We start from the raw sequence: 25,970 nt of genomic DNA on the forward strand, positions 1-25,970 counted from the left end.
TGGCCTCGGGGACCACGATGATGTAGCCGTAGCGGTCGGCGGCGGTGACGTAGTCGTGCCCGTTGCCGTTGAAGATGGCGCTGGCCGATCCGCTGCAGTAGTGGACCAGGACCAGCAGCGCCGGCCGTGCCGCGACCCTGTCGGGCACGTAGAGGTACATGTTCAGGTTCGTCGGGTTGGTGCCGAAATTGGTCACCCGGGTCAGCGACGCCGCCGCGGCGGGCCGGACCCCGAGGAACATTCCCGCCACCACCAGAGGCAAGGCGACGGCCGCCAGTATCGCTCTGAACCTTCGTTTCACGCCATGTCCTTCCGTCGCGAGATGACGCGGATGCCGCGCGTATTCGGCCTCTCTTCGAGGCGGCACCGGTCTGTGAGCGTTAACATCAATGGCCGATCAACCCCTTCGATGACGGCGAGATGGGCCGAGGCCCAGGTGCCGCGACGCGGTCTCCAGGGGCGGGCCCCGTCAGGCGGCGAGGCCGGGGTCCGTGGCACTCGACAGTGGCCTTGTTAGCGCTAACATCAGCTGGACGAGTCGACTGCTCCTCTTCCCGTGGAGGCCGGCCGGTGGTGGTGCGCCGGAGCAAACACGAAGCGGGGAGGCGCCGTCAAGAGGGCCGGCGCCCTTCGTTCCACGCCGCCGTACGGGCCGGACGTCGCCCATCTGGAGATATCGGGGATGGCCGGACCACGATCGACACCGGCATTGTGTTGAAAATTTCATCGACGACTCTTCTCACACAGCGAGATAATTGCCGTGTTTTCGAAGGCAGGAGCGCTCATCGGAGCGCATGCAGGGTTTGCCCGGCGACCACGATCGCCGAAAGTTTCAAAGGAGTCTTGACACATTTCGGCGAGATTTCCAGACTGAGTCCCCGAGGCGGTCTCCCCTGCCAGGTCGGTGGTGAAGGGGCAGGGGGGCGCCGTCCGCGACGTCCTCGTGGTGTGCGTCCCCGCAACGGGACGCGGTGCCGATCCCGCGGATGTCCGCTTTCCGTGATTCAGTTGTGGAGGCTCAGGCATGGATACAAACGCCACCCCCTTAGATCGGCTCCGGCGCCCAGGCCGCGGCCGGGTGCTGCTGGCCGGCGCCCTCGGCGTTCTGGGCGCGATCACCGCCGTGGCGGTGTCGGTTCCCGCGGACGCGGCGGCGAGCACCCTGGGCGCCGCGGCCGCGCAGAGCGGTCGTTACTTCGGTACGGCGATCAGCGCGAACAAGCTCGGTGACTCGGCGTACACCACGATCGCGAACCGTGAGTTCAACATGGTGACGGCCGAGAACGAGATGAAGATCGACGCCACCGAGCCGAACCAGAACCAGTTCAACTTCACCAACGCCGACCGGATCTACAACTGGGCGGTGCAGAACGGCAAGCAGGTGCGCGGGCACACGCTGGCCTGGTACGCCCAGCAGCCGGGCTGGATGCAGTCGCTGTCGGGCAGCGCGCTGCGCCAGGCGATGATCAACCACATCAACGGCGTGATGGCCCATTACAAGGGCAAGATCCCCTACTGGGACGTCGTCAACGAGGCCTACGCCGACAGCGGCGGCGGCCGCCGCGACTCCAACCTGCAGCGCACCGGCAACGACTGGATCGAGGTCGCCTTCCGCACCGCCCGCGCCGCCGACCCCGCGGCCAAGCTGTGCTACAACGACTACAACACCGACAACTGGACCTGGGCCAAGACCCAGGGCGTCTACAACATGGTCAAGGACTTCAAGTCCCGCGGCGTCCCGATCGACTGCGTCGGCTTCCAGTCCCACTTCAACAGCGGCAGCCCCTACCCCAGCAACTACCGCCAGACGCTGCAGAACTTCGCCGCTCTGGGCGTCGACGTGGCCATCACCGAGCTGGACGTCGAGGGCGCCTCGGCCACCACCTACGCCAACATCGTCAACGACTGCCTGGCCGTGCCGCGCTGCGTCGGCATCACCACGTGGGGCGTGCGCGACAGCGACTCCTGGCGCTCCAGCCAGACCCCGCTGCTGTTCGACGGCAACGGCAACAAGAAGCCCGCCTACACCGCGGTCCTCAACGCCCTCAACAGCGCTCCCAACACCTCGCCCAGCCCCACCCCGCCGGTCAGCCCGAGCGCCAGCCCGACCCCGCCGGTAAGCCCCAGCCCGACTCCTCCGGTCAGCCCGTCGCCCGATACCTCGCCGCAGCCCGGCGGGTGCAGCGCGACGATGCGTACGATCAACTCCTGGCCCGGCGGCTTCCAGTCCGAGGTGACGGTCAGCGCCGGCAGCTCGGCGGTCAACGGCTGGACCGTGAACTGGACCTGGCCCGGCGGGCAGACCATCAGCAGCCTGTGGAACGGCACGCAGAGCGTGTCCGGCTCCTCCGTGACGGTCCGCAACGCCCCCTACAACGGCTCCATCGCGGCCGGCTCGTCCACCACCCTCGGCTTCACCGCCAACGGCACCGCGGCCACTCCGTCGGTCACCTGCAGCTGACCCCTGGCCCCTGACGAAACCGGATCCGGTTCGGACGATGTCCGGCCGGATCCGGTTTCGCGTTGTCATACCTGCGGATTCGGGGGTGGAGGAGCGGATGCCGACGGCGGGATGATGGCCGTGATGGACGGGACGCTGCTGCTGCTGGACGTCGACGGGGTGCTCAACCCCATTCGGCGCTCCTCTGCGCGCTTCCGCCGCTTCGAGTGCGTGGCGGAGGGCGAGTGGTTCCGCCTGCTGCTCGATCCCCGGCACGGTGCCAAGCTGACCGCGCTGCGCCGGGAGACCGGCGCGACGCTGACCTGGGCGACGACCTGGGGCGAGCGCGCCAACGAGGAGATCGGCCCTAGGATCGGGCTGCCCCCGCTGCCGGTGATCCCGATCGACGGCGACCCTCCCCGCCCGCCCGGCGTGAACCTCAAGACCTGGCACGTCGCCGAGTACGTCCGGGGCCGGCCGTTCGTATGGTTCGACGACGATCTCGGTCCGGCCGATCTGGAGTTCCTGCACGGCCATCCGGGCGTCGGGGAGTTCCTGGTCGTGGCCGTCGACCCCAGAGACGGGCTGGGCGACGCCCACCTGGACGCGGCCCGCCGGTGGCTGACCGCGCGGAGGCCGCAAGCCAGCTGGTGAGACAAGGTGGCGTCACAGGTGAGCGGGGGGTGGATTCTCAGGGTTTTCCCCGGAAGCCCCGGTAATCTCGCGGGCCATGACATGGCAGCGGAGGATCAACGGCGCACTCGTCAAGTTCACAGGAGTCCAGCTCACCCGTGTCCGGCCCGCCGCCCAGTCGTCGCCCGCGGGCTCCGCCCCGGCTCCGGCGCCGGAGGAACTGGTGCGTCCTCCCGCCGACCCTCGCGCCGACCGCCTTCTGGTCGCACCGGTGTTCATCATGTCCCCGGTGCGGTCGGGCTCCACCCTGCTGCGGTCGATCCTGAACGCGCACCCCGAACTCCACGCCCCGCATGAGCTGCACGTCAGACGGCTGACCGTCGGCTTCGGCACGCCGCTGGCCCGCAAGGCCATGGAGGCGCTCGGCCACAACCAGGCCGACCTGGAGCACATGCTGTGGGACCGGGTGCTCCACCGGGAACTGGTGCGGAGCGGCAAACGGACCATCGTGGACAAGACTCCCGCCAACGCCTTCGCGTACGCCCGGATCTCCGCCTGCTGGCCCGACGCCCGGTACGTCTTCCTGCTGCGGCACCCCGCGTCCATCGCCGACTCCTGGTACGAGGCCGACCCCGTCAAGCGCACCCGGGAGGAGGCCGCCTCCGACGCGCTGCGTTACATGAAGGCGGTGCAGCGGGCCAGGAAGGCGCTCACCGGCCTGACCGTGCGGTATGAGGATCTGACCGGCGAGCCGGAGAAGACGACCCGCGCCATCTGCGCCTTTCTCGAGGTGGAGTGGGAGCCCGGCATGCTGGCGTACGGCGAGCAGAAGGTGGTGCAGAAGGGCCTGGGCGACTGGAGCGACAAGATCCGGTCGGGCGCGGTGCAGCCGGGACGCGACCTGCCCGGGCCGGACGAGATACCCGACCTGCTCAAACCCATCTGCCGCAGCTGGGGCTACCTCCCCAAGGAGGAGGGCCGATGAGGATCCGTTACATGCTCCTGCACGCCTACGGCATGGGCGGCACGATCCGCACCGTGGTCAACCAGGCGAACGCGATGGCCACGCTCGGCCACGAGGTCGAGATCGTCAGTGTGGTGCGCCGCCGTGAGGAGCCGCAGTTCCGGCTGAATCCCGACGTCACGCTCACCACGCTGGTGGACCAGCGGACCGGCGTGCAGGCCGACTCCCTCGGCCGGCGCGTGTGGCGGCGGCTTCGCGGCAAGATCGTGCCGTACGGCGAGTTCGCCGCGGGCTACTTCACCGAGCGCGTCGAGAAGGCGGTCATCGACTACGTCACCTCGGTGGACGACGGGGTCCTCGTCACCACGCGCCCGGCGCTGAACCTCATCTCCGCACGCCGCGCCTCCGAGAACGTCGTGCGGGTGGCGCAGGAGCACATGAACCTCGGCACCTATCCCGGCCCGCTGCGCGAGGAGATCGTCCGGCACTACGGCGGGTTCGACGCGGTCGCCGTGCTGACGGCCAGCGACCGGCGCGAGTACGAGCAGGCGCTGCCCGGCACGAGGATCGTGCGGATCCCGAACGCGGTGCACTCGGTGAACCAGACGCCGTCCCGGCAGGAGCACCCCGTCGTGGTCGCCGCCGGACGCCTGGTCAGGCAGAAGGGCTTCGACCTGCTGCTGCCGGCGTTCGCCCAGGTGGTGAAGGAACATCCGGAGTGGCGCCTGCGCGTCTTCGGCACCGGCCCGAGGAAGGCCGCCCTGCGGGCGCTGATCGGCGAGCACGGCCTGTCCGCGCACGTGACGTTGATGGGCCGGACCAACCGCCTCGACGACGAGCTCGCCCGGGCCTCGGTCTACGCGCTCAGCAGCCGTTTCGAGGGCCTGCCGATGGTCATGATCGAGGCGATGACCCACGCGCTGCCGATCGTGGCCTTCGACTGCCCGACCGGCCCCGGCGACGTGCTCACCGACGGGACCGACGGCGTCCTGGTGCCCTGCGAGGACGTGGACGCCCTCGCCGCGGCCATGAACCGGCTCATCGCCGACCGCGACCTGCGGCTGCGCATGGGCGCCGCCGCCGCGGTCACCGCCAGGGAGTACGCGCCGGAGAACGTCATGCCGCTGTGGGAGAACCTGTTCACCGAACTCCTGGGGGCCAAAACGGGCAGCGACGCACGGGCACGGCGGTGACCCGGCTCACGCGGACGCGGCCCCGGCCGGCCTGTCGCCGAGGGAAGCGGCCGGGCCTGCCGCCCGCGTGGGGAACGGAAGAGGCCCCTGGCCGGCGGTGACGCCGGTCAAGGGCCCTTCCGTCTGATCGGCCTGCGTCAGCCGTCGTTGTCCGACGACGGGATGTAGGCGCCCGGCACCTGGTCCGGCGCGTAGACCTCGCCGTCACCCGGGTAGGGCTTCTTGTAGTCGTGCGCCTCGTACCACGAGAAGCGGTTCATCTGCTCCGGGTTCCCGGAGTCGGCCCTGGCGTCGGGCCCGTTGAACGCCTGGTGCGACTTCCAGGCGCCCCACTTCTTCGCGGTCTCCTGCTTGTCCGCGGGCACCTTCGCCGACGGCGCCGCCGCCGCGGCCGGGTTCTGCGGCGCCGGGGTGTCCGCACCACAGGACGGCAGGTTGGAGCCCGACAGGCCCAGCGTCAGCGACGTGCGGTTCGGCAGGGCGGTGAACGGCGTGTAGTCGGGCTTGTTGGTGAAAACCGCCGCCATCGGGGTGGCGGCGCTGTCCTTCTGGTTCATCGGCTGGATCCCGAGGATCTGCTCGATGGTGCGGATCATGGTGATCTGCGTGTAGTAGCGGCTGTCCACGGTGCCGTGCTTGGCCCAGGGGCTGATGATCTGGATCGGGGCACGGTGGCCGTCGACGTGGTCGAGGCCGTTCTGGGAGTCGTCCTCGACGACGAAGATCGCCGAGTCCTTCCAGTACTCGCTGTGCGAGATCTTGTCCACGATCTTGCCCACGGCCAGGTCGTTGTCGGCGACCTGGGCGGCCCCGTTCACCGGACCGCCCGTGTGGTCGCTGGACAGCCAGAACATGTTCAGGTTGGCCAGCCCGTTGGCCTCGAAGTCACGCTTCCAGATCTCGTACCGGTAGATGTCCGGGACGCTGGTGTCGAACTTCGGGAAGCCGTGCACCGACACGTCGTCGAGCGACGGGATCGGCGAGGACGAGTTCAGGGTGTAGGCGGTGTTCTGGCCGGTCGCCTGCATGTTCTTGGTGTCGCAGTACAGGTTCTGCCAGGTGGCTCCGGACGGCTTGGTCAGGAACTGGTGGAACTCGCCGAAGTTCCGCACGGTCTTGCCCGCCGCCTGCGCACCGCTCCAGATGAAGCCGGTCCGCTGGTGGCCGAGGGCGTCGTCCTCGGTGTCGTAGCTGCGCAGGTACTGACCGGCCGAGGACTCGGTGTACTCCGGGTTGTCGGCCTGCATCAGCCAGTTGTGGCCCTCGGCCGAGTTGGTGCCGATGTCGTAGGTGTTGTCGTACAGCCCGAACTGACGCGCCAGCGCGTGCTGGTTCGGCGTCACGTTCTCGCCGTACTGGGCCAGCGACGGGTCGCCGTTGCCCTGCGGAATGTCACCGAGGACCTGGTCGTAGGTCCGGTTCTCCTTGACGATCAGGAAGACGTGCTTGATCGTCGAGGGGTCGCCGAGACGCTTCGGGACCGCCACGGCCTTCTGCTTGTTGCCTTCGGCCTTCTTGACGTCGTTCTTGCCCCAGCCGTTCTGTGCGAACACCCGGGCCGTGTACTTGGCGATCTCCCTGTCGTCCGGCAGCGTGAACCGCTGCAGGCTCGACGTCGTGTCGTGGGTGCCGTGCCCGGCGGCGGTGGTGGGACGGCGGGCGTCGATGCCACGGGTGTTGGAGACCAGTACTTGGTCGCCGATGGTGGTGATCTCGGCGGGGAAGTAGTCCGTCGGGAGCAGGCCGACGTAGCTCACCGGCTCCTGCGGCGTCGTGTAGCGGTAGACGGCGACCGCGTTGGCGCGGCCGAGCGTCACCAGCAGGTGGCCGTCGTCGGTGAGCGTCACCGCGTCGGGCTCGTAACCCACCGAGGCCTCCGGCCACGGCTGGGTGGCGATGGTCTGGACGACCTTGTCGCTGGAGGTGTCGATGACCGACACGTCGTTGGTGGCGGTGTTCGTGACGAACAGCGCCCCGTTCTTGGCGTACAGGGCGGTCGGGTGCAGCCCGACGTCGATGCTCGTGGCGGCGGCGGCCGGGTTCCCCAGGTCGATGACGCTGACCGTGCCGGTGGTGGTGGCGCCGGTGTTCGGGTCGGCCGGCACCTGGGTGCCGTAGGAGTTGATCGTCGTCTCGCCGGGCTTGGCCGGACGTCCGCCCTCGTTGCCGACGTAGAGCTTGGTCCCGACCATGACCATGTCACGGGGGGCGTTGCCCACGGCCCAGCTCTGCTGGACGGCGCCGGTCGCCGCGTCGATGGCGACCACCCGGTTCTGGCCGTTGACGGCGGCGTACACGGTCTTGCCGTCGGCGGAGAACACCGGCTCGCCCACCAGCGCGCGCTTCGAGCCCTGTGCGGCGATGGTGACGTTCGTCGGGTTGGCGAGACTGCCGTCGGGGTTCACGGTGAACCTGGTGTAGCCGTCGGCCCGGCCCAGCCACAGCTGCGAACCGTCCGGCGAGTACGTGGGACCTTCCTGGCCCACGTCGTTGCCGCTGATGCGCAGGTTCGCCGCCGCGTTGTTGCCGACGAGCTGCTGCACCGTCCAGTTCTTCAGGTCGACGACGACGAGCGCCATGCCGCCGTCGGTGATCGAGGCCGCGAGGTGGGTGCCGTCCGGGCTGACCGAGGACGACATGATCTTGCCGTTGTTGATGACGAGACGCTCGCCGATGGGCTTGATGTACTGGTCGGCGGAGACGACCAGGCCCTTGTCGGTGGTCTGGCCGACCTGATCGGTGCCGAAGACGTCGGTGGACGCGTAGGCGATGCCCCCGCCCGCGACGACGAGAGTTGCGGTGGCGGCCGCGAGGAGGCGGGTCCGCCGGCCGGTGCGCCCGTCGAGGAGCCCGGTCCGGACCTTGGCGACGCGCTGGCGCGTGACGTGCATGAATCATTCCTTCGGGGTGCTTGCGAGCAGGTCGACGTTCCCGTCGAACTGCCACAGGGGGTTCGGCGCGTCTCCCGTCGGAGTACGCACCTGGAAGTAGCCGTTGACCTCCTTAGGTCCGTCACCGTCGGCGACGTACCGCCCGTCGGCGGTGACGTCGAGCTGGTAGATGGCGGAGCCCACGGCGGTCGCGCCGGGGAGGCGCCAGGACACGACACACCGCCAGTCGTTGCCCGGTCCCTGGTCGAGGACCCGGGAACCGCCCTTGTCGCAGGACGCGGACGCCCCCAGCTGCGCCTCGGTGACGTCGGGGCGATGGAGCTCCCGCGTCTGCAGCCGATAGAGATGGGCGTACGCCGTGGCGAGGGAGTCCTGCAGCTTCCCCTTCTCGATCCCCGAGCCCGTGGCCGGGGTCGCGACGGCGATCACGCCCACGGTGAGGACGACCAGTGCGGCCAGCGGCAGGGCCCCCGCCACGACGACCCGCCGGCCCGACCCGTCGTACGTCAGGTCGGTGAAGTCGCGGCGCAGGAACAGCCGGTAGGCCAGCGCGGTGGCGGTGACCGCCCACACCAGGCTCACCGCGAGACCGACGAGGAGGGGGCCCGCCTGCGCCGGGCTGGTGAAGAGCCCGCGCCAGGCGAGGAAGGCGCTGCTCGGCAGGGCCGTCCGCACCGCCACCGGTAGCGGGAGCAGCTGCGCGAGCTGCAGCACCAAGGCGAGCAGTGCGGGCATCAGCAGCCCCATCGGCGAGCGGCCCAGGGCGACCGAGCCGAGGAGCCCGACGGCGGCGAACGCCAGCGTCGGCGCCAGCACGCACACCCAGGCGAGCAGAACCGTGGCGGCGGCGTCCGCCGGGGCGAGGAGATGGCCGTCCAAGCCGGCGAGCGGCCGGTTGCCGACCGCGACCAGGCCCCCCGCCACACCCGACGCGGCCAGCCCGGCCGCCAGCAGCAGGAGCACGGTCAGGCTGGCGAGACCCTTCGCCACGAAGATCCGCCTCGGTGAGCGGACCGCCACGAGGAGGTGGCGCCAGGTGCCCAGCCGGTCCTCGGCCGCGAAGACGTCGCCGGCGACCAGCGCCGTCAGCAGCGGGAGCGCCCAGCTGCACGAGAAGTCCAGTACGACCAGCGCTCCCGCCCAGCCGGTCGCGTTCATCCAGCGGCCGAAGACCGTGTCGGCGGGTAGCGAGCTCTGCAGGCTCACGGCGGCCACGAAGGCCGCCGGGGCGATCCAGCAGGCGAGCAGCAGCAGGCGGATTCGCCACTGGGAGAGCAGCTTGACCAGCTCGAACCGATAGCCGGGCAGTACGGGCGCCGGCCGGGCGCCGACCCGGGGTCGGGTGGCGGTCGCGGTCATCGCGGGTCCTCCTGGTCGGTATGCGCGGGTACGGTCCCGGTCAGGCTGAGGAACGCGGCCTCGAGCGGCGTCACCACGGGCGCCAGCTCCCGGAGCGCCACGCCGGCTCGCACCAGCCGTACGACCAGCTCGTCGATGGCCGGCACGGGCCCGCGGACCACGAGTACGTCGGCGTCCGGTCGCAGAGCGGGGTCGCGGCCGGGCGCGACGCGGAGCCCGGGCGTCTCCGACGCCAGCCGGTGGGCGGCCTCCGAGTCGGAGGTGCGCAGCCGGTAGTCGAGCTCGCCGCTCTCGGCGGCGAGCTTGCTCACCGGACCGGAGAAGACGACCCGTCCGGTGGCGAGGATGGTCACCTCGGCGCACAGCGCGGCGAGGTCGTCCATCCGGTGGCTGGAGAGGACCACCGCGGTCCCGTCCGCGGCGAGTCCCGTGATGACGCGGTGCACGTGGTGCTTGCCCGCGGGGTCCAGGCCGTTGGCCGGCTCGTCGAGAACGAGCAGGCGCGGCTTGGTGAGCAGCGCGGCGGCCAGCCCGAGCCGCTGGCGCATCCCCAGCGAGAAGCCCCGGACACGGTCGTCGGCGACGTCGGTGAGGCCGACCTGCTCCAGCGCGTCGTCGACGCCGGTGGCGCCAGCGGTGTCATACCGGCCCAGCGAGGCCAGGGCCGAGAGGTTCTGGCGCGCGGTGAGCGAGGGATAGAGCCCGGGTCCGTCCACGAAGCCCGCGACGCCGTCGGGGACGGCGAGCGTCCGCCCGACCGGCGTGCCCAGGATCTCAAGGCGCCCGCCGTCCGCGACGGCCAGGCCCAGCAGCAGACCGAGGAGCGTCGTCTTGCCCGCGCCGTTCGGGCCGACCAGACCGTGCACCTGCCCGCGCGCCACGTCGAGGTCGACGCCGTCGAGCGCGACGACATCACCGAAGGACTTCGTGATCTCGCGAGCCCGGACCGCGGGGCTCCTGTGCGTCTCGCCTTTTCGCATCCCTGTCCTTCCTCGACAGCCGGCAGCCGGCAGCGAGAAAGTTAGCCACGCTAAGGACGCGGCGAGGTGTGCATCGCGACAACGAAGGATTTATGCCGCGTGAACAGACAGATGATCAGGGCCCCACCTCCGCGGAGCGCTCACCTGTACCGGCACGCCGATCACGCGACGATGCCTCAAGAGCCTCAGGCGAGACTTGGCCCGGTCTGGTTAAAGATATCGCCAAGGCATGTTCACCCCAGCGTGGCCTTCTGCCCGTAATATCCCCGTCTTGCCAACACGTACCCACGGGGGTTTTACATGCTTTCCTCCCGCAAGCGACTGCTGCGGCTGCTTGTACCTACGACGGCTGTGGCTACGACAGCGGTCGTCAGCGCGGTGCTCAATCCCGTCCTGTCCGCGAACGCCGCCACCCCCGACCACGGCGGTGGCCGGGCACGCAGTGTGATCTTCATCAACGGTGACGGCATGTCCGCGGCTCATCGTGAAGCCGCGAGGCTGTACCTGACCGGTCTCGACGGACAGCTGACCATGGACAAGCTTCCGGTCTCCGGGCAGTTGAGCACCAGTCCGCACGACCCCGCGACAGCCATCACCGACTCCGCCGCCGCGGCTACCGCCTGGGCGACGGGGACCAAGACCTACAACGGCGCCATCAGCGTGGACGTCGACGGCAAGCCTCTGCCGATCCTGGGCCTGCAGGCCAAGGCGGCGGGCAAGTCCACCGGCCTCGTCACCACGGCTCAGGTGACCGACGCCAGCCCTGCCGCGTGGTTCTCCCAGACCGCCAACCGCTCCGCTCAGGACGAGATCGCGCGGCAGTACCTGGCGGTCAGCAAGCCGGACGTCATCCTCGGCGGCGGCGAGGACTGGTGGCTCCCGGCAGGTACGCCCGGCGCGTGGCCGGACAAGCCCGCCGAGGATCCGAGCGAGGCCAGCAAGGGGACCAAGGGCAACCTGATCGACCAGGCCAAGAGCGCCGGCTACCAGTACGTCTCCACCGCCCAGGACCTCGCCCGGGCGAAGCGGGGGAAGCTGCTGGGCCTGTTCAGCAACGAGGAGATGTTCCAGCAGAGGCCCGAAGGCCAGGGTGACGTCTACGCTCCGGCCGTGGACCTGGCCACCATGACCAAGAAGGCCCTGGACACCCTCAGCACGAACAAGAAGGGCTTCTTCCTCTTCGTCGAAGAGGAGGGCGTCGACGAGTTCGCGCACGAGAACAACGGCACCCGCGTGCTCCAGGCCATGGAATCCCTGGAGAAGGCCGTCCAGGTCGCCAGGGCGTACGTGACCGCGCACCCCGACACGCTTCTCGTCGTCACGGGTGACCACGACTGCGGCGGTCTCACCGTGGAAGACACCTCAGGCAGCGACGAGAGCGGCAGCGACCTGTCGACCGAGGACGGTCCGTTCCCGGTCCACGGCAGCGACCTCAAGTTCGTCATGGACTGGACCACCACGGGGCACACCGGCGTGGACGTGCCGGTTACGGCGCAGGGGCCCCTCTCCACCCTCTTCACCGGCAAGCACCCCAACACCTACGTGCACGAGGTCCTCTCACAGGTGCTGACCTCACGTCACTGAACGACCGCTCGTCGCGCCGGCGCCGGCCAGCCTGTCGCCCAGGGAGCTGCGCCGGTACAGCACCTGCCGTCCGTCGCGGGCCCGGGTGACCAGGCCCGAGGCGTACAGCATGCGCAGGTGCTGGGAAACGGCGCTCGGGGTGACCCTGAGACGGCGGGCGATCTCGACGGTGGGCAGCGGCTCGCCGAGGAGGCCGAGCAGCCTCGCCCTCGGCGCGCCGAGAAGCGCCACGAGAGCGGTCTGGTCCGCTGCGGGCGCCGGGGCCCAGAGCGTCGCCACGCCGCGGCTGGGATAGACCAGCGTAGGAGGCTCCTCCGGGACGACCGGGGGTGCGGGCTTGTGCGCGAACACGGAGGGCACGAGCAGCAGCCCCCGGCCGGCCGCCGCGACGCGGAAGCCGCCGATCATCTTGTCGACGTACAGCACGCCGTCGTCCCAGCGCAGGTTCGGGTGCATGCCCGCGAACAGCAGGCGGGCGCCTCCCACGGCCAGTTGCCGCGCCCGGTAGGTCATGTCGGCCTCCAGCACCAGCCGCAACTGCGGCCACAACGGCCTGACCGCGATCTCCCAGTAGCGTTCAGGAGATCGCAGCCGGCGTCCCGGAGCCGTACGACCGGCGCGTCGCCGGTGGTGGTGGCGGCGTCGCGCAGCGGCCCGGGGAGCGGAGCCTGCGCGTGCGTGGCCGCCAGGTCGCGGCGGACCAGATCGGGTGGGGTCCGGCGGACCACCGCCAGCTCCTCCTCGAACTCCGGGGCGAAGGTCTCGGGTCTCGGGGTCGGGAAGTCGGGAAGGGTGAACCTCTCCGCCACCAGGGACATCAGCAGGTCCGTGTCGAGCGTGCCGAGCCTGCCGACGACAGATCTGCGCCATGGGAGATGCACCGCGGACAGGCCCGGGTCGCGCAGCACCCGCAGGCTGAGCACCGTCTCGGTCAGGGGCGAGAGGGCGAACCTCGTGTCCGCGAGGTCCTCGACGCCGAGCACAAAACGCCTGCTCGCCGCCGGCGCCCTGGTCGGTCTCGCCACCGTGGCCGCGCAGGTCGTCGGCCCGCTGGCGGCCGGTCTCGCGGCGGCCGACCGCCGGGGAGCGGTGCTCGGCACGCTGCTGAGCGGATCGACCGGCGGCATGCTGCTGGCCCGCACCTTCAGCGGAACCCTCGGCGAATGGCTGGGCTGGCGGGCTCCGTACCTCGTCGCCGCGGCCCTGGCGCTGCTCCTCGCGGCGGGCCTGGCCGTCACGGTGCCGGTCACGGTGCCGGTCACGGCCCCGTCCATCCGCCGGCGTTACCCGGCGCTCCTGGCCGAACCGCTGCGCCTGCTGCGCGCCGAGCCCGAGCTGCGCCGCTCCTGCCTCTATCAGGCGGCCGTCTTCGCCGGGTTCTCGGCCGTCTGGACCTGCCTGGCGCTCCTGCTCACCGGCCCGGCGTACGGGCTGGGCCCCCGGGCCGTCGGGATGCTCGCCCTGGTCGGCGCGGCGACCATGCTGTGCACTCCCGTCGCCGGCCGCCTGGTGGACCGCGTCGCGCCGGATCCGGTGAACCTCGTCTGCATGCTCGGGATCCTCGTCTACATGACCTGCGCCTACCTCGGCGGCAGCGCGGGGTCCTGGCTCGGGATACGCGTCTGGAACGCGGCCGGCTGGCGGGGCGTGTGCGCGCTCGCCGGCCTGCTCGCCGCGGTCGCACTGACCCGCCACCTCCGCGGTCACCGGCGTCAGGGATGTGCGAGGAAGCGGGCGACCAGAGCGGTCCCAGGAGCGGTTCGGCCCCCCGGCCCGGGTGCGGCCACGACGGTGTCGGGGGTGAGCTCTCCCCCGCATCGGTCGCAGGTCATCGTCGGCACGACCGGCGCTCCGCAGCCGGTGTGCACCAGTCGCAGCGGCGGCCCCTGGTCGGCCAGATGACGGTCTCCCCAGGCCAGCAGCGCCAGCACCACGTCGTACAACTCCCGCCCCGCCTCGGTCAGGCGGTACTCGTGGCGCACCGGCCGCTCGGCGTACGGCCGGCGCTCGGCCAGCCCGCCCTCCACCAGCCGGTCGAGCCGGTCGGCGAGCACGTTGGTCGCCACGCCGAGGTCGCGGCGCAGTTCCTCATACCGCGTCATGCCGAGGAACAGGTCACGCAGGATGAGCAGCGTCCACGGGTCCGCGACGAGACCCGCGGTGCGGGCGACCGAACAGTGAATGGCGGCGAATCGTTCCCTGTCCACGCCCGCAGCCTAGTCCCTTGCTAGGAGCAAGTGACTCTTCTAGAGTCCGAGTCACTTGTCGTCAGCAAGGGAGCAGGTCGTGTACCACTGGATCACCGGTCTTCGAGTCCGGCGGCTCTGGCGCCGCGTGGGAACGGGCGACTATCGGGCCGCCGTCGCGATCGCGGCGCCGGACGTGCTGTTCCGCTTCGCCGGGGACACGCCGCTGAGTGTCCAGGCTCGTGGCAGGGAGGCGTTCGAGGCGTGGTTCCGCGAACTTTTCGCACGCCTGCCGGGGCTGCGGCTGACCTTGCGCGACGTCGTCGTCCGCGGCTGGCCGTGGAACACCACGGTCGTGGTCCGCCTCGACGCCGCCGCCACGCTGGCCGACGGCACGGCGTACCGCAACGAGGCCGTGCAGTGGGTGCGCCTGCGCTGGGGACGCATGGTCTCCGACGAAGTGCTGGAGGACACCCAGCGACTGGCCGACGCACTGCGCCGCCAGGCCGCCGCGACCGGCCCCCATAGCTGAGTCCGAGCCCGGTGCCGTGTGCCAGACTTGGCCGCGATGGCGTCAGATCCCCTCACCCGCGCGACCGCCTCCCTGTACGGCCTGGCATTGGGCGACGCGCTCGGTTCCCAGTTCTTCGTGCCCGCCAACCGCGAGGCGCTCACCACCCGAACCCTGCCGCCCGGGCCGTGGCAGTGGACCGACGACACGGAGATGGCCTGCTCGATCTACCGGGTCCTGGCCGACCGCGGCACGGTCGATCAGGACGCGCTGGCGGCCTCGTTCGCCACCCACCACGACTTCGACCGCGGCTACGGCCCGGCCACCGGCCGGATGCTGCGGCTCGTCCGGCAGGGAGGCGACTGGCGGGCGCTCGCGTCGGGGCTCTTCGACGGGAGCGGCTCGTGGGGAAACGGCGCGGCCATGCGCGTCGCCCCGCTGGGCGCCTGGTTCGCCGGAGACCCGGTCCGCGCCGTACGGCAGGCCGAGTTGTCCGCCCGGGTCACGCACACGCATTCCGAGGCCACCGCCGGCGCGATCGCCGTGGCCGTGGCCGCCGCCGTGGCGGCCTGCGAGGCCGACCTGTCCCCCGGCCGGTTCCTCGACGCCGTCCTGGAGCACGCGCCGCCCGGCCGCGTACGGAGCGGGATCGGCGCGGCCAGGCGACTGCTCACGATCACCGATCCCCTGCTCGCCGCCGAGGCCCTGGGCAACGGCCGGAAGGCGACGGCGCACGACACCGTGCCGTTCACGCTGTGGGCCGCGGCCCGGCATCTCGACGACGTCGAGCGGGCGATCTGGACGACCGCGACGGCGGGCGGCGACGTCGACACCACCTGCGCGATCGTCGGCGGCATCCTGGGCGGGCGGGCCGGGATCGGCGGGCTGCCGCACGACTGGCTACGCCGGGTGGAACCGCTGCCCGGCTGGGCCGGGGTGCCGGCGAGCTTGCCGGGAAGCGGCGCCCGCCGATGAACGGCCCGCAGTTCAGGGGCGTCTTCGACATCCACCTGACGGTGGCCGCGGACGACGCCGGGTCGCTCGGCGCCTGGGCGCGGGAGAACGGCGTGAAGTTCACGCACATCATGCTCGAACGCGGGACGGCCCGTTCCCAGCCGATGCTCACCGTCCGGGGCGAGGGCACGCTCGGCGCGCAGAGGACGGCCGCCGCCGCCCACGCCGAGCGGTTGCGGGACGAGGGGTTTCGCGTGGTCCGGGTCAAGATCGAGGCGGCTCCCTGGAACGAGGACGTCCCGGAGACCGCCGAGGCCGCCGCGGCGATGCCGGGCCTCTACTTCGAACACCACGTCAAGGTCGCCGTCCGGGGAGACCTGGCGCCCCTCACCGAACTCGCCGTCGTCCATGGTGCGCACGTGTCGCGGAACGCCCGCCGGCGGCGCGACGACGGTTCACACGAGCGGTTCGTCACGCAGCGATGCCGAGGGGTCGGGCTGGCCACGGCCGGCCGCCGCTTCGAGGCGCTGCTGTCCGATCTCGAAGGGCACGGCTACGCCGTACTCGAAGCCGAGCGAGAGTACGTCGTGCACGACGACAACCCCGGTATCGACCACGGCTGGATCGAGGAGCGATGACGTCAAGCTGGGACCGGTTCAAGGGAGTCAGCCTCCCCGAGGGGACCACGGTTCCGCCTCGTGGCACACCGTGGTTCCCCTCGACCTACCTGCCCGTCACGGACAGGCCGGGCATCCGCCAGCCGCCGATCTTCGATCCGGCGCTGAAGCAGTTCGACCGTGCGTTCCGAGCCGGCGAACCGATCTTCGACGACCCGGAGGTGGAGCGCCGGTGGCGGCGGGCTCGCCGCCGGGCGATCGATCACCTGGTCCGGGTCGTCGCCGAGTCCCCGTGGAACGAGAACCTCGTGCTGCGCGGGAGCCTGCTGCTCGAGGCGTGGGTCGGTGAGGAGGCGCGTGAACCGGGCGACCTCGACTGGGTCGTCGTCCCGCCCACCGTGAACATGGACAGCCCGCTCACCGTCGCGATGTTCAAGGGCGTCATCGCCGCTGCCGTGGCCGGACCGGCCGACGGCAGGGTGACCTTCGATCCCGGCGACATCGCGACGGACGAGATCTGGACGTACGACCGCGTCCCCGGGCGGCGGCTCGTGTTCACCTGGCGGGCCGGCGAACTTCCGCCGGGAACCGTCCAGCTCGACTTCACCTTCAACGAGCGCCTGCCCGTTCCGCCGGAAGTCGCCCTGATCCCCCGCACCGGCGGGGGTGAGCCCACGCCGATCCTCGCCGCCTCCCCGGAGCTGTCGCTGGCGTGGAAGCTGCTCTGGCTGGCCTCCGACGGCTACCCGCAGGGCAAGGACCTCTACGACGCCGTCCTGCTCGCCGAGCGTGTAGCGCTTCCCCGCGACCTCCTTCACGGGGTTCTGCGCGACGCGCTCGGAGAGCGCGAGGCCGGTGAGTTCGGCCCGGAGACGATCCGTTCTCTCGACGAGGTGGACTGGGACGAGTTCCGCGCCGAGTATCCGCACGTCACCGGGAACGCCTGCGACTGGCTGGAACGGCTGGCGCGGGCGCTCGGCCCCGCCTTCGCGGAGGAGTGACCCCGATCAGGTCAGGCGGCCGACGTAAGCGAGCGCCTGCTTGAGCAGCACGCCCTGGCCGCCGGTCATCTCCTGCTGGACGATCGGGGAGGCCGCCTCCTCGGGCGTGAACCACTCCAGGTCCAAGGCGTCCTGCCGGGGCCGGCAGTCCCCGCGTACCGGGACGATGTACGCCAGGGAGACCGCGTGCTGGCGGGGATCGTGGAACGGCGTGACCCCAGGCGTGGGGAAGTACTCCGCCACGGTGAACGGCGTCGGCGAGACCGGCACGCTCGGTAGCGCCACCGGCCCGAGGTCCTTCTCCAGATGGCGCAGGAGCGCGTCACGGATGCGCTCGTGGTAGTACACCCGCCCGGACACCAGCGCCCGGCTCACGGTGCCGTCGGCGCCGATCCGCAGCAGCAGGCCGACGCGGGTCACGGTGCCCGTGTCGTCCACGCGCACCGGCACGGCGTCCACGTAGAGGATCGGCATCCGGCCCCGCACCGACTCGATCTCGTCGGGAGCGAGCCAGCCTGGCGTCGTTTCGGTCATTTCGGTCACGGGTCGATCGTACTTGCCCAGGCGGGGGACGGTTCGCAGGTCGGCGCAACCCGTGCCGGGCCTCCGGCCACCGGCGCGGTGTCAGACCCGGACGGCCGGGCCGCGGCGGGCGCGGACCGTGGATCAAGCCGGGGCCGGCCGGTGCCGCCGGTGGTCCTCGCCGTGCGGGACATCCAGCTTTTTGCACCCCAGATGTGTCCGTCGACTCAGGGGCGTGCTACCATCTCTGCAGTTGCAGTTGTGGTACCCATGAAACTTGTGTGCGCCTGGCGGGATGTAACCTTCAGGCGCATTTTGTTTTTCCGGCCTTCTCCGGAGGGGCCTCATCCGGCGACGCGGAATCTGTGCAGTGCGGATTCCGGTTCGGCCCCTGTTCAAGGAGATTCAGCATGGCTGTCGGAACCGTGAAGTGGTTCAACGCGGAAAAGGGCTTCGGCTTCATCGAGCAGGAGGGTGGCGGCCCCGACGTCTTCGCCCACTACTCGAACATCGCCGCCCGCGGATACCGCGAGCTGCACGAGGGCCAGAAGGTGTCGTTCGACATCACCCAGGGCCAGAAGGGACCCCAGGCCGAGAACATCGTGCTCGCCTGACCCAGGCCCGCATCGTGATTCGGGGTCCGCGCTCGACAAGCGCGGGCCCCGACTCATGTCCGGGCAGACGCTCCGTCGTGCTGCACCTCGTCGATCCTGCAAGCGCCGCTGCCCAATCTGGGCAGGTGCGCTTCCGGCGAGGGCGGACGAAGATTCAGATCCTGGCCGCGAGGAGAGGCGCCCGGGCGTGAACGCCCGCCGGCGTGCCGCCGACGGAGCCGTACTCGCGGGAGGCGCTCCTCCTACGGCGCATCTGCCTCAGAGTTTGTGCAGCTTCTTGTATGGGGTCATGATTCGTTCCTGCTGTGATCGGAAATCGACGATCACAGCGACCCCGTCCTCTACTTCCAGGACCACGCCAAGACCGTAGCGATCATGGGTGACTTGGTCGTTCACACTGAACTGCTCGAGAGGCGGGGCGGGAGGCGGGGGCTTGAAGGGACTTGTGGGCAGGTGACGGCGGGACGCGCCGCTGGCTGGCTTCATTCCCTCCAGTATGTGCTGCTCGCCGAGCCACTCACAACCAACCCCTGGTCTTGACGCGCTGACTTCGTCCCGGCAGCGGTCTGCTTCGGTGACCCATGGTGGCGCGAGGAAGCTCACCGCAGTCGCCGGCGAAGCGATCCAAAATTCCACTGACCTGCGGGGAAGCCCCTGAAAACACTCGCCCCTCGCGGCCGGCTGCGATCGGCGTGCGCTCCCTGCTCACGCCCGCCCGAGCGGCGGGCGGAACACGGTTTCCGCCTGGTGCGCACGGGCCCTGCGCGTGTCGGCCACGATCTCGCGCTAGCGGGCGGCCAGGGCGCGCGGCCGAGCGTGGACGACGCGTTGCCGGTATCCGCGCCGTCTCCGGGGAAAGGACGAGGTTATGCGTTCAGCCGGCCCTTCGCCGACGTCGTTCAATCAGCCTTCCGGACGCCCGGGACAGTCAACCCTATCTGGCAAGATAGGCTCCCGTTCCCTCACGGGCAGGGCATCGGGAGAAGAAACCATAGATGGACACATCCAGTTACGCGGGGCTGCTGGCGCAGGTGATACCGGTGGTCCTGCTTGCCGTGATCGTGGAATACCGCGGCGCCTACGAGGCCTGGCGTATCGTCGGCACGGAATCGCGAAAAAAGATGTCTCCGGAACAGGGACGCAGATTAGCCAACCAGTTCCTGTTCATCCTGGCCGTGCAGACCATATTCCTTTCCGTGCTCACCGTGCTCGAAATGGCGGCCCTGGTGGTCGCCGGGGGCAAACCGGGGTCACACACGCTGGCCGAATCGATCATCCGCTCCGATGCGACCCTGACGGTCGTCTCGATCGGGATCGGCCTGACCATCGCCATGCAAGCCCTCGCCGTCGCGCAGAGTTATCAGCGAGCAGGGATGATCGAAGACGGTCACCGGCGCCACTTTCACTGGGTGATACGAATAGCCGTCGTCGTTGTCGTTCTCGGAACGGGCCTGCTGCTGAAGGGCTGATCAGTGAAGAGGCTCCATGTGCCGGCTTCCATCTCGAACAGGACCGCTATAAGCCTGCTTCTCGTCGGCCAGATCGCATCACTGGCAGGCTGCGGCAGACAGCCGTACTGGGATCAGGTCGTCAGGGCGACGGTCTCGGATGACGAGCGCACCATTGTCGCGATAATGACCATAGGGCCTCCCGAAGCCGACGGCACCTCCTGTTACGAGGTGACGGACAAGGAAACCGAGGAATCCGCCACCCAGGTGCGCATCGCGGTCCAGTTGCGCAACAACTGCACACCGGTCTTCCCCTGGCAGCAGGAATTGACTTCGCTCGAAGGCTACCCGCTGAAGGTGGAATTCCGGCTGAAAGCACCGCTGGCGGAGCGGAAGGTCATCGACAGGCTCAGCGGCGAGCCGATCACGGTCATCGACGGATGACCGGCCGTCCGGCGGCGGACCGACAGGCTCTCCGTCGCGGAAGTCCTCTTCAGGCTCATCGAACGTGACCTGGACGCCGGTTCGCCAGAAGCCACCCCCCGCCTGTTCCGTCCGCGCTCCGTCTCGGACGGAACAGGAACGGAACAGGGGGTCTGGACGTGGGCCGCAGGTGAGGTACGAATCAGCGGACGGGGAGGCCGGTGACGGCACGGCCGATGATGAGGCGCTGGATCTCGCTGGTGCCCTCGAAGATCGTGAAAATCTTGGCGTCGCGGTGGAAGCGCTCGACCGGGTGCTCACGGGTGTAGCCGGCTCCACCAAGGATCTGGATGGCCTGCTCGGTCGTCCAGACGGCCGTCTCGCTCGCGACCAGCTTGCTCATCGACCCTTCGGCCTGCTCGAACCGCCGGCCGTGCCTGGCCATCCACGCCGCCCGCCAGGTCATCAGCCGGGCGACGTCCACCCGGGTGGCCATGTCGGCCAGCAGGAACGCGACCGCCTGGTTCTCCCCGATCTTGCGGCCGAACTGCTCGCGCTCCCGGGCATAGTCGCGGGCGTACTCGTAGGCCGCACGGGCGACGCCGACGGCCATGGCGGCGACGAGGGGGCGGGTGGTCTCGAAGGTCCGCATCGCGGCCTGCTCGCCGGACCGCGCGCCGGCGCGCACCCGGGCGAGCCGCTCGTCCAGCTTCTCCTTGCCGCCCACCAGGCACCGGCCGGGCACCCGTACGTCGTCAAGGACGACCTCGGCGGTGTGCGAGGCGCGGATGCCGTGCTTCTTGAACTTCTGCCCCTGGGACAGGCCGCGCGTGCCCGGCGGGACGACGAAGGACGCCTGGCCCCGGGTGCCCAGGGAGGGGTCGACCGTGGCCACGATGACGTGGACGTTGGCGATGCCGCCGTTGGTGGCCCAGGTCTTCACGCCGTTGAGGACCCACTCGTCCTTCGCCTCGTCGTAGACGGCCCGCGTCCTGATCGCGCCGACGTCGCTGCCCGCGTCCGGCTCCGAGGAGCAGAACGCGCCGAGCTTGACGTCGTCGGGAGTGCCGAACATCTGGGGCAGCCACTCCCCCATCTGCTCGGGAGTGCCGTTCGCGGCGATGGAGGCGGCGGCGAGGCCGGTGCCCACGATCGACAGGCCGATCCCGGCGTCCCCCCAGAACAACTCCTCGAACGCCACGGGCAGGCCGAGCCCCGACTCCTCGAACCACTGCTGGGCGAAGAAGTCCAGCGAGTACAGCCCGATCTTGGCGGCCTCCTGGATGACCGGCCAGGGCGTCTCCTCGCGCTCGTCCCACTCCACCCCGGCCGGGCGGATGACGTCCCGGGCGAACTCGTGGACCCAGTCGCGCAGCTCGCGAAGGTCGTCGCTCAACTCGGGGCAGAAGGTCATCGGGGGGTCTCCTCTCCTTGGTGTTACCAACGGTAACACTCAAAGGAAGGAGCCGGTCAGCGCAGCCGGGACGCATACTGCGGGACCGTCGCCATCGGCGGGCGCTCGGCCACGCCGACGTCCCGCGTCAGCGGGCGGTGCCCGGCGGGCCCGCGTTCGAACTGGACGAGCCGCGCGGACGGCTCGTGCAACGGAACGATCTTGTCCTGGCGCTCCAGCCGCGCCCAGGCGGTGTGCATGATCTGCCCGGCCATCCCGCCGAGCGCCTCCGTCGACTGGTGGGAGTGGACCCGGCGGCCCAGATCGACCTGGGCGAGCGCGTCGAGCCCCACCATGTCCAGGAGGTCGATGAGGAGTCCCAGCTCCACGCCGTACCCGGTCACGAACGGCACCCGTTCCAGGACCGCGCGGCGGCCGGCGTACTCACCCGCGAGCGGCTGCACGAATCCGGCGAGCAACGGCCAGTGCAGGTTGAGCAGCGGCCGGGCGACCAGCTCGGTGACCCTGCCCCCGGCGTTCGGTTCCGTCGCGCCGAGCAGGGGCCGGTCGTAGCACGCCTTCACGTATCCGACCGCGGGGTCGGCCAGCAGGGGCCCCAGCAGGCCGGTCACGAACGAGGTCCGGAACTCGCGCAGGTCGGCGTCGACGAACACCACCAGGTCGCCGGTCGTCACCGCGAGGGACTTCCACAGCGCCTCGCCCTTGCCGTCGTAGCGCGGATCGTGCAGCTCGGGCAGGATCTCGTCCTGCGCGAAGACCTTCGCCCCGGCGCGTAAGGCCCGGGCCGCCGTGTCGTCCGACGACCGGGAGTCGATCACGACCAGCTCGTCCACGAGCGGCACGGCCTCGACGAGGTCGCGCCGCACGGCGGAGACGATCTCCCCGACCGTCTCCTCCTCGTTTCTCGCGGGCAGCACCACCGAGATGGTGGCGCCTCCCTTGGCGGACAGCAGGGCGCGGGCCGGCCAGTCGGCCGCCGACGAGGTACGCCGACTCAGCCAGGCCTCCACCTCAGGCAGCACGCCCGTCCTCCCCCTGTCCGCCACGTTCACTGGCATCACCTTATGCGGCGGCCGGAGGAGGCGATCAGCACGAGCCCCCCTCCCAGCGCGAGCACCCCCGCCACGCCGTACATCAGGGCGGCGAAGCCGTACGGCGCCGCGGCCGAGGCCACGACCGGGCCGATGCTGGCCCCGGTGAACAGGAAGAAGGTGAACAGGGAGACGGCCGTGCCCCGCGCGGGACCGGCCAGCAGGCCCACGGTCTCGATCACGGCGGGGGCGGCGACGCCGATCGCGAAGGCGAAGACGGCGAGCAGCACCGCCAGTGCGGTGACACCGGGGGCGGCCAGCCCGACCACCAGCGCGAGCACCGCGGCGAGCCCGAGGGCCAGCGCCGCCCTGCGGGCCGGGGAGATCCGGGCCAGGTACGGCGTGGCGAACGGGATGGCGATGATCGCCGGCAGCGCGGTGGCCCGCAGCGTCAGCAGCGCGGAGGGGTCGCCGGCGATGTCCGCGGGGCCTTCGAGCTGCAACGCGGTGTAGAGGGCGACGAACGCGCCGAGGATCGTCAGCGTGGCGGCGTACACCAGGACCAGGCGCGGGTTGCGCAGCAGCGCCGGGACGACGGCGTAGGGGTTCGCTCCGGCACGGCGGGCGGTGTCGGGCAGCATCACCCGGCGCAGCACCACGGTCACGACGGCGAACGCGGCGGCGCCGAGCAGGAAGACCGGCCGCCACCCGAGCAGGTCGACGAGGACCTTGGCGGCGAGCTGCGCGACCACGGCCGAGGCGAACAGCGCGCTGACCACGGAGGTCATCGTGACGGCCCGGCGGCGGGGTTCGACGCGCTCGGCGATGTACGCGAAGGCGGTGGGGGCGAAGACGGCGGTGGTGACGCCTTCGACCACCCGCAGGGCGAGCGCCGCCCCGGGCCCGGGGCTCAGCGCGACCAGCGCGGTCGTCACCGCCGTGGCGGCCATGCCCCAGGTCATCACGCGGCGCCTGCCGTACAGGTCGGACAGCGGGCCGAACAGCAGGAACCCGCCCGCGTAGCCGAGGCCGAAGGCGCTGACGAGCCAGGTCAGGACGGCGGCGGGGGCGCCCCAATCGGCCGACATCCGGGCCAGCAGGGGGATCACGACGTAGAGGTGGCCGGTGGCGAGCAGCCCGGCCGGCACGAACGCGGCCACGGTGCGCCACGCCGGCGCGTACGTCTCACGCGGGGTGGCGGGAGCAGCGGGTCCGGCGGGTGCGGAAACGACGGGAGTCGATGTGCTCATGGCGAGGACAGTAGCCAACCAACCAGTTGGGTGTCAACCAACTAGTTGGTGGCAGGAATGGGTATGCTGATGGAGCACCCCTGAGCCCCGTCCACCCATGCACACGGAGGAAGCCGATGTCGCCCCGCAAAGACGTCAAGGACCCCACCGCCGCCACCAAGGCCGCCCTGCTGGAGGCCGCGCGGACGGAGTTCGCGGCGTACGGCGTGGCGGGCGCCCGGGTGGACCGCATCGCCGAGCGGGCCGGGGTCAACAAGGAGCGGATCTACGGGCACTTCGGCAGCAAGGAGAAGCTGTTCGACACCGTCATCAAGTCGGCGCTCGACGAGGTCGCCGCGGCGGTGGCGATGCCGGGCAAGGATCCGGCGGAGTACGTCGGCAACCTCTTCGACTTCTACTCCGCCCACCCCGACCTGGTACGCCTGCTGATGTGGGAGGCGCTGCACTACAGAGGTGAGGACGACCTGCTGCCCGGCCAGGAGCTCCGGGTGGACAAGTGCCGGTCGAAGACCGAATCGCTCGCCGAGGGCCTCGGCCGGGAGCCGGACGCCTCGGTCGCCCGGATGGTGTTCTCGCTGGTGGGTATGGCGATGTGGCCGAGCGTCATGCCGCAACTCGCCCGGATCACGGTGGGTGAGGAGGCGGGGACTCCCGAGGGACGCGAGGCGCTGCGCGAGCACCTCGTGGCGTTCGTCCGCGCCGCCGTCGAGAGATGACCTCCCACCGTCGAGAGATGACCGCTCGCCGTCGAGAGACGACCGGCACTGTCGGGAACTGACCGGCGCCCCCAGACGTGGACGTCCTCCTCGAGTGCGTCTCCTCGTCCGCGCCGTGTCATGGTTGTGTCACGGCCGCGCCGGCGGTGGCCGCCGTCGATGAACGGTGACATGCGGCTGACAACGCGCGCACATGCGGCGTCAATCGTGGTTCGGCATGAACGAGCCACGCACCATCCCCCTTCGGCCCCGAGACCGGCTGTACGCCGCGGTCACGCGGGTGCTCGTCGTCATCGTGTCCGCCGCCCTCGCCGTAGGGGGTTGGCTGGTCTACACCGGCGCGCAGGACCAGCCACCACGGTTGTCGAACTCCACGCCGGCGTCGATCAGCTCGGCCTGGCCGTGGGCTCTGCCCTGGCCGTCGACGGGGCAGGCGGCGGTCGAGGTCGCCGGGAAGGCGGACAGCCTCAGTGTGTACGGCGAGCAGCGGCCCGTGCCGATCGCCAGCGTCACCAAGGTGATGACCGCTCTGGTGATTCTTCGCGACCACCCGCTCGGCAGGAACGCCGCGGGGCCGTCCATCCAGGTCGACTGGCAGGCGGCGGTCGAGTCAGGGAACCGAGACGAGTCCACGGTGCCGATCACCGCAGGCCAGGTCTTCACCGAGCGGCAGCTTCTCGAGTTGATGCTGATCCCCTCGGGGAACAACGCCGCACGTCTGCTGGCACGATGGGACGCCGGCTCTGAGCAGGCCTTCGCCCGCAAGATGAACGCGGCCGCCGCCAAGCTGGGCATGACGAACACCACCTACACCGGGGCGAGCGGATATGAACCCACCACGGTCAGCACGGCGGTGGATCAGCTGAAGCTGGCCAGGCAGGCCATGAAGTCCCCGGTGCTGCGCGACATCGTCGCCACCGCCACGACCGCCGTCCCGGGTATCGCGGGCGAGATCGTCAACGGCAACGCGCTGCTCGGGCTGCCCGGGGTGGTCGGCATCAAGACCGGCACCAGCACCGCGGCGGGCGGAGCGCTGCTATGGGCCGTCCGTGCCACTTCCGGGGGCCGTGACCGGCTGGTCCTCGGGGTGGTCCTGCGCCAGGGCGACCCCGACGACACGCTCGAGGAGAAGAAGGAGGCCGCGTTCGTCGCGAGCAGGAAGCTGATCGAGGCGGCCCTGCGATACCTCAATTCTGAAAGAACGCCGGCTTCGTGAATGCCCCAACCGTTCAGAGGATG

General features: G+C 70.5%; 24 protein-coding genes and 2 pseudogenes. 15 read left to right on the top strand and 11 right to left on the bottom strand.

Annotated elements, in window-relative coordinates:
- Positions 1 to 301, bottom strand: a pseudogene (locus HHX35_RS31935) (esterase); the annotation flags it as partial.
- A gap of 777 nt (positions 302 to 1,078) precedes the next feature.
- Here HHX35_RS31935 and HHX35_RS31940 point away from each other — a divergent pair.
- From HHX35_RS31940 to HHX35_RS31955, 4 genes are all read left to right on the top strand, one after another.
- The gene (locus HHX35_RS31940; RefSeq protein WP_310739440.1) at positions 1,079 to 2,461 is read left to right on the top strand and encodes an endo-1,4-beta-xylanase; all 1,383 of its coding nucleotides are present in this window, start codon (positions 1,079 to 1,081) and stop codon (positions 2,459 to 2,461) included.
- A 123-nt stretch (positions 2,462 to 2,584) separates the two neighbouring features.
- Positions 2,585 to 3,094, top strand: coding sequence for an HAD domain-containing protein (locus HHX35_RS31945; RefSeq protein WP_182902393.1), 510 nt, complete (start codon positions 2,585 to 2,587; stop codon positions 3,092 to 3,094).
- A 76-nt stretch (positions 3,095 to 3,170) separates the two neighbouring features.
- On the top strand, positions 3,171 to 4,058 hold the full coding sequence (locus HHX35_RS31950) for a sulfotransferase (RefSeq protein WP_182902394.1): 888 nt from the start codon (positions 3,171 to 3,173) through the stop codon (positions 4,056 to 4,058).
- Positions 4,055 to 5,230, top strand: coding sequence for a glycosyltransferase family 4 protein (locus tag HHX35_RS31955; protein WP_182902395.1), 1,176 nt, complete (start codon positions 4,055 to 4,057; stop codon positions 5,228 to 5,230). Before HHX35_RS31950 ends, HHX35_RS31955 begins: the two co-directional genes overlap by 4 nt.
- A gap of 137 nt (positions 5,231 to 5,367) precedes the next feature.
- Here the strand turns inward: HHX35_RS31955 and HHX35_RS31960 are convergent, their stop codons facing one another.
- Genes HHX35_RS31960 through HHX35_RS31970 form a run of 3 tightly spaced genes read right to left on the bottom strand, consistent with a single transcriptional unit; the run spans position 5,368 to position 10,460 of the window.
- On the bottom strand, positions 5,368 to 8,121 hold the full coding sequence (locus HHX35_RS31960) for an alkaline phosphatase family protein (protein ID WP_182902396.1): 2,754 nt from the start codon (positions 8,119 to 8,121) through the stop codon (positions 5,368 to 5,370).
- 3 nt (positions 8,122 to 8,124) lie between these two features.
- A complete protein-coding gene (locus tag HHX35_RS31965; RefSeq protein WP_182902397.1) occupies positions 8,125 to 9,480 on the bottom strand; it encodes an ABC transporter permease in 1,356 nt (451 codons plus the stop codon).
- The gene (locus HHX35_RS31970) at positions 9,477 to 10,460 is read right to left on the bottom strand and encodes an ABC transporter ATP-binding protein (RefSeq protein WP_182902398.1); all 984 of its coding nucleotides are present in this window, start codon (positions 10,458 to 10,460) and stop codon (positions 9,477 to 9,479) included. The genes HHX35_RS31965 and HHX35_RS31970 overlap by 4 nt, the downstream gene beginning before the upstream one ends.
- Before the next feature lie 351 nt (positions 10,461 to 10,811).
- On the opposite strand from HHX35_RS31970, the gene HHX35_RS31975 reads away from it, so the two are divergent.
- The gene (locus HHX35_RS31975; RefSeq protein WP_220506148.1) at positions 10,812 to 12,044 is read left to right on the top strand and encodes an alkaline phosphatase; all 1,233 of its coding nucleotides are present in this window, start codon (positions 10,812 to 10,814) and stop codon (positions 12,042 to 12,044) included.
- Here the strand turns inward: HHX35_RS31975 and HHX35_RS43935 are convergent.
- The gene (locus tag HHX35_RS43935) at positions 12,033 to 12,557 is read right to left on the bottom strand and encodes a helix-turn-helix transcriptional regulator (RefSeq protein WP_259405597.1); all 525 of its coding nucleotides are present in this window, start codon (positions 12,555 to 12,557) and stop codon (positions 12,033 to 12,035) included. The genes HHX35_RS31975 and HHX35_RS43935 overlap by 12 nt on opposite strands.
- Entirely contained in the window at positions 12,554 to 13,027 is a 474-nt protein-coding gene (locus HHX35_RS43940; RefSeq protein WP_259405598.1) for a hypothetical protein, read from the bottom strand. The genes HHX35_RS43935 and HHX35_RS43940 overlap by 4 nt, the downstream gene beginning before the upstream one ends.
- Here HHX35_RS43940 and HHX35_RS42795 point away from each other — a divergent pair.
- On the top strand, positions 12,999 to 13,946 hold the full coding sequence (locus HHX35_RS42795; protein WP_310739441.1) for an MFS transporter: 948 nt from the start codon (positions 12,999 to 13,001) through the stop codon (positions 13,944 to 13,946). The genes HHX35_RS43940 and HHX35_RS42795 overlap by 29 nt on opposite strands.
- 50 nt (positions 13,947 to 13,996) lie before the next feature.
- Here the strand turns inward: HHX35_RS42795 and HHX35_RS43945 are convergent.
- Positions 13,997 to 14,146, bottom strand: a pseudogene (locus HHX35_RS43945) (winged helix-turn-helix transcriptional regulator); the annotation flags it as partial.
- Between the two features lie 184 nt (positions 14,147 to 14,330).
- Between HHX35_RS43945 and HHX35_RS31990 the strand changes: the two are divergent.
- From HHX35_RS31990 to HHX35_RS32005, 4 genes are read left to right on the top strand one after another with little or no spacing between them, the layout of a single operon-like run.
- Positions 14,331 to 14,762, top strand: coding sequence for a nuclear transport factor 2 family protein (locus HHX35_RS31990; RefSeq protein WP_182902400.1), 432 nt, complete (start codon positions 14,331 to 14,333; stop codon positions 14,760 to 14,762).
- A 36-nt stretch (positions 14,763 to 14,798) separates the two neighbouring features.
- On the top strand, positions 14,799 to 15,716 hold the full coding sequence (locus HHX35_RS31995; protein ID WP_182902401.1) for an ADP-ribosylglycohydrolase family protein: 918 nt from the start codon (positions 14,799 to 14,801) through the stop codon (positions 15,714 to 15,716).
- Positions 15,713 to 16,333, top strand: coding sequence for a hypothetical protein (locus HHX35_RS32000; RefSeq protein ID WP_182902402.1), 621 nt, complete (start codon positions 15,713 to 15,715; stop codon positions 16,331 to 16,333). The genes HHX35_RS31995 and HHX35_RS32000 overlap by 4 nt, the downstream gene beginning before the upstream one ends.
- Complete coding sequence (locus HHX35_RS32005; RefSeq protein WP_182902403.1) at positions 16,330 to 17,313, top strand: nucleotidyl transferase AbiEii/AbiGii toxin family protein; 984 nt, start codon at positions 16,330 to 16,332, stop codon at positions 17,311 to 17,313. The genes HHX35_RS32000 and HHX35_RS32005 overlap by 4 nt, the downstream gene beginning before the upstream one ends.
- Before the next feature lie 6 nt (positions 17,314 to 17,319).
- Here HHX35_RS32005 and HHX35_RS32010 read toward each other — a convergent pair whose 3' ends face one another.
- The gene (locus HHX35_RS32010) at positions 17,320 to 17,847 is read right to left on the bottom strand and encodes an NUDIX hydrolase family protein (protein WP_142620493.1); all 528 of its coding nucleotides are present in this window, start codon (positions 17,845 to 17,847) and stop codon (positions 17,320 to 17,322) included.
- 398 nt (positions 17,848 to 18,245) lie between these two features.
- Here HHX35_RS32010 and HHX35_RS32015 point away from each other — a divergent pair, with 398 nt between their 5' ends.
- The 3 genes from HHX35_RS32015 (at position 18,246) to HHX35_RS32025 (ending at position 20,341) form a co-directional block, all read left to right on the top strand.
- A complete protein-coding gene (locus tag HHX35_RS32015) occupies positions 18,246 to 18,449 on the top strand; it encodes a cold-shock protein (protein WP_139572803.1) in 204 nt (67 codons plus the stop codon).
- Between the two features lie 995 nt (positions 18,450 to 19,444).
- Positions 19,445 to 19,918 carry a hypothetical protein gene (locus HHX35_RS32020; protein ID WP_182902404.1) on the top strand — a complete coding sequence of 158 codons (474 nt, stop codon included), beginning with the start codon at positions 19,445 to 19,447 and terminating at the stop codon, positions 19,916 to 19,918.
- A gap of 18 nt (positions 19,919 to 19,936) precedes the next feature.
- On the top strand, positions 19,937 to 20,341 hold the full coding sequence (locus HHX35_RS32025) for a hypothetical protein (protein WP_182902405.1): 405 nt from the start codon (positions 19,937 to 19,939) through the stop codon (positions 20,339 to 20,341).
- Between the two features lie 181 nt (positions 20,342 to 20,522).
- Here the strand turns inward: HHX35_RS32025 and HHX35_RS32030 are convergent, their stop codons facing one another.
- Genes HHX35_RS32030 through HHX35_RS32040 form a run of 3 tightly spaced genes read right to left on the bottom strand, consistent with a single transcriptional unit; the run spans position 20,523 to position 24,015 of the window.
- Positions 20,523 to 21,734, bottom strand: coding sequence for an acyl-CoA dehydrogenase family protein (locus tag HHX35_RS32030; protein WP_182902406.1), 1,212 nt, complete (start codon positions 21,732 to 21,734; stop codon positions 20,523 to 20,525).
- Between the two features lie 56 nt (positions 21,735 to 21,790).
- Positions 21,791 to 22,756, bottom strand: coding sequence for a glucosyl-3-phosphoglycerate synthase (locus HHX35_RS32035; RefSeq protein ID WP_182902541.1), 966 nt, complete (start codon positions 22,754 to 22,756; stop codon positions 21,791 to 21,793).
- A 35-nt stretch (positions 22,757 to 22,791) separates the two neighbouring features.
- Positions 22,792 to 24,015, bottom strand: coding sequence for an MFS transporter (locus tag HHX35_RS32040; RefSeq protein WP_182902407.1), 1,224 nt, complete (start codon positions 24,013 to 24,015; stop codon positions 22,792 to 22,794).
- Positions 24,016 to 24,131: 116 nt separating this feature from the next.
- On the opposite strand from HHX35_RS32040, the gene HHX35_RS32045 reads away from it, so the two are divergent.
- A complete protein-coding gene (locus tag HHX35_RS32045; RefSeq protein WP_182902408.1) occupies positions 24,132 to 24,731 on the top strand; it encodes a TetR/AcrR family transcriptional regulator in 600 nt (199 codons plus the stop codon).
- A 217-nt stretch (positions 24,732 to 24,948) separates the two neighbouring features.
- Positions 24,949 to 25,947, top strand: a complete 999-nt coding sequence (locus tag HHX35_RS32050; RefSeq protein ID WP_182902409.1) for a D-alanyl-D-alanine carboxypeptidase family protein — start codon at positions 24,949 to 24,951, stop codon at positions 25,945 to 25,947.
- Positions 25,948 to 25,970 lie beyond the last annotated feature (23 nt).

Source organism: Microbispora sp. H10830, from assembly GCF_014161375.1.
In the GTDB taxonomy this organism is placed as follows: domain Bacteria; phylum Actinomycetota; class Actinomycetes; order Streptosporangiales; family Streptosporangiaceae; genus Microbispora; species Microbispora catharanthi.

Excerpts from the sequence above, each read along its gene's own strand:
- HHX35_RS32005 (WP_182902403.1), top strand. The coding sequence starts at position 16,330 with ATGACGTCAAGCTGGGACCGGTTCAAGGGAGTCAGCCTCCCCGAGGGG.
- HHX35_RS31945 (WP_182902393.1), top strand. The coding sequence starts at position 2,585 with ATGGACGGGACGCTGCTGCTGCTGGACGTCGACGGGGTGCTCAACCCC.
- HHX35_RS32030 (WP_182902406.1), bottom strand. The coding sequence starts at position 21,734 with ATGACCTTCTGCCCCGAGTTGAGCGACGACCTTCGCGAGCTGCGCGAC.
- HHX35_RS32045 (WP_182902408.1), top strand. The coding sequence starts at position 24,132 with ATGTCGCCCCGCAAAGACGTCAAGGACCCCACCGCCGCCACCAAGGCC.
- HHX35_RS31955 (WP_182902395.1), top strand. The coding sequence starts at position 4,055 with ATGAGGATCCGTTACATGCTCCTGCACGCCTACGGCATGGGCGGCACG.
- HHX35_RS32050 (WP_182902409.1), top strand. The coding sequence starts at position 24,949 with ATGAACGAGCCACGCACCATCCCCCTTCGGCCCCGAGACCGGCTGTAC.
- HHX35_RS31960 (WP_182902396.1), bottom strand. The coding sequence starts at position 8,121 with ATGCACGTCACGCGCCAGCGCGTCGCCAAGGTCCGGACCGGGCTCCTC.
- HHX35_RS32040 (WP_182902407.1), bottom strand. The coding sequence starts at position 24,015 with ATGAGCACATCGACTCCCGTCGTTTCCGCACCCGCCGGACCCGCTGCT.
- HHX35_RS31995 (WP_182902401.1), top strand. The coding sequence starts at position 14,799 with ATGGCGTCAGATCCCCTCACCCGCGCGACCGCCTCCCTGTACGGCCTG.
- HHX35_RS31965 (WP_182902397.1), bottom strand. The coding sequence starts at position 9,480 with ATGACCGCGACCGCCACCCGACCCCGGGTCGGCGCCCGGCCGGCGCCC.
- HHX35_RS43935 (WP_259405597.1), bottom strand. The coding sequence starts at position 12,557 with ATGACCTACCGGGCGCGGCAACTGGCCGTGGGAGGCGCCCGCCTGCTG.
- HHX35_RS31950 (WP_182902394.1), top strand. The coding sequence starts at position 3,171 with ATGACATGGCAGCGGAGGATCAACGGCGCACTCGTCAAGTTCACAGGA.
- HHX35_RS32000 (WP_182902402.1), top strand. The coding sequence starts at position 15,713 with ATGAACGGCCCGCAGTTCAGGGGCGTCTTCGACATCCACCTGACGGTG.
- HHX35_RS31970 (WP_182902398.1), bottom strand. The coding sequence starts at position 10,460 with ATGCGAAAAGGCGAGACGCACAGGAGCCCCGCGGTCCGGGCTCGCGAG.
- HHX35_RS32010 (WP_142620493.1), bottom strand. The coding sequence starts at position 17,847 with ATGACCGAAACGACGCCAGGCTGGCTCGCTCCCGACGAGATCGAGTCG.
- HHX35_RS32020 (WP_182902404.1), top strand. The coding sequence starts at position 19,445 with ATGGACACATCCAGTTACGCGGGGCTGCTGGCGCAGGTGATACCGGTG.
- HHX35_RS32015 (WP_139572803.1), top strand. The coding sequence starts at position 18,246 with ATGGCTGTCGGAACCGTGAAGTGGTTCAACGCGGAAAAGGGCTTCGGC.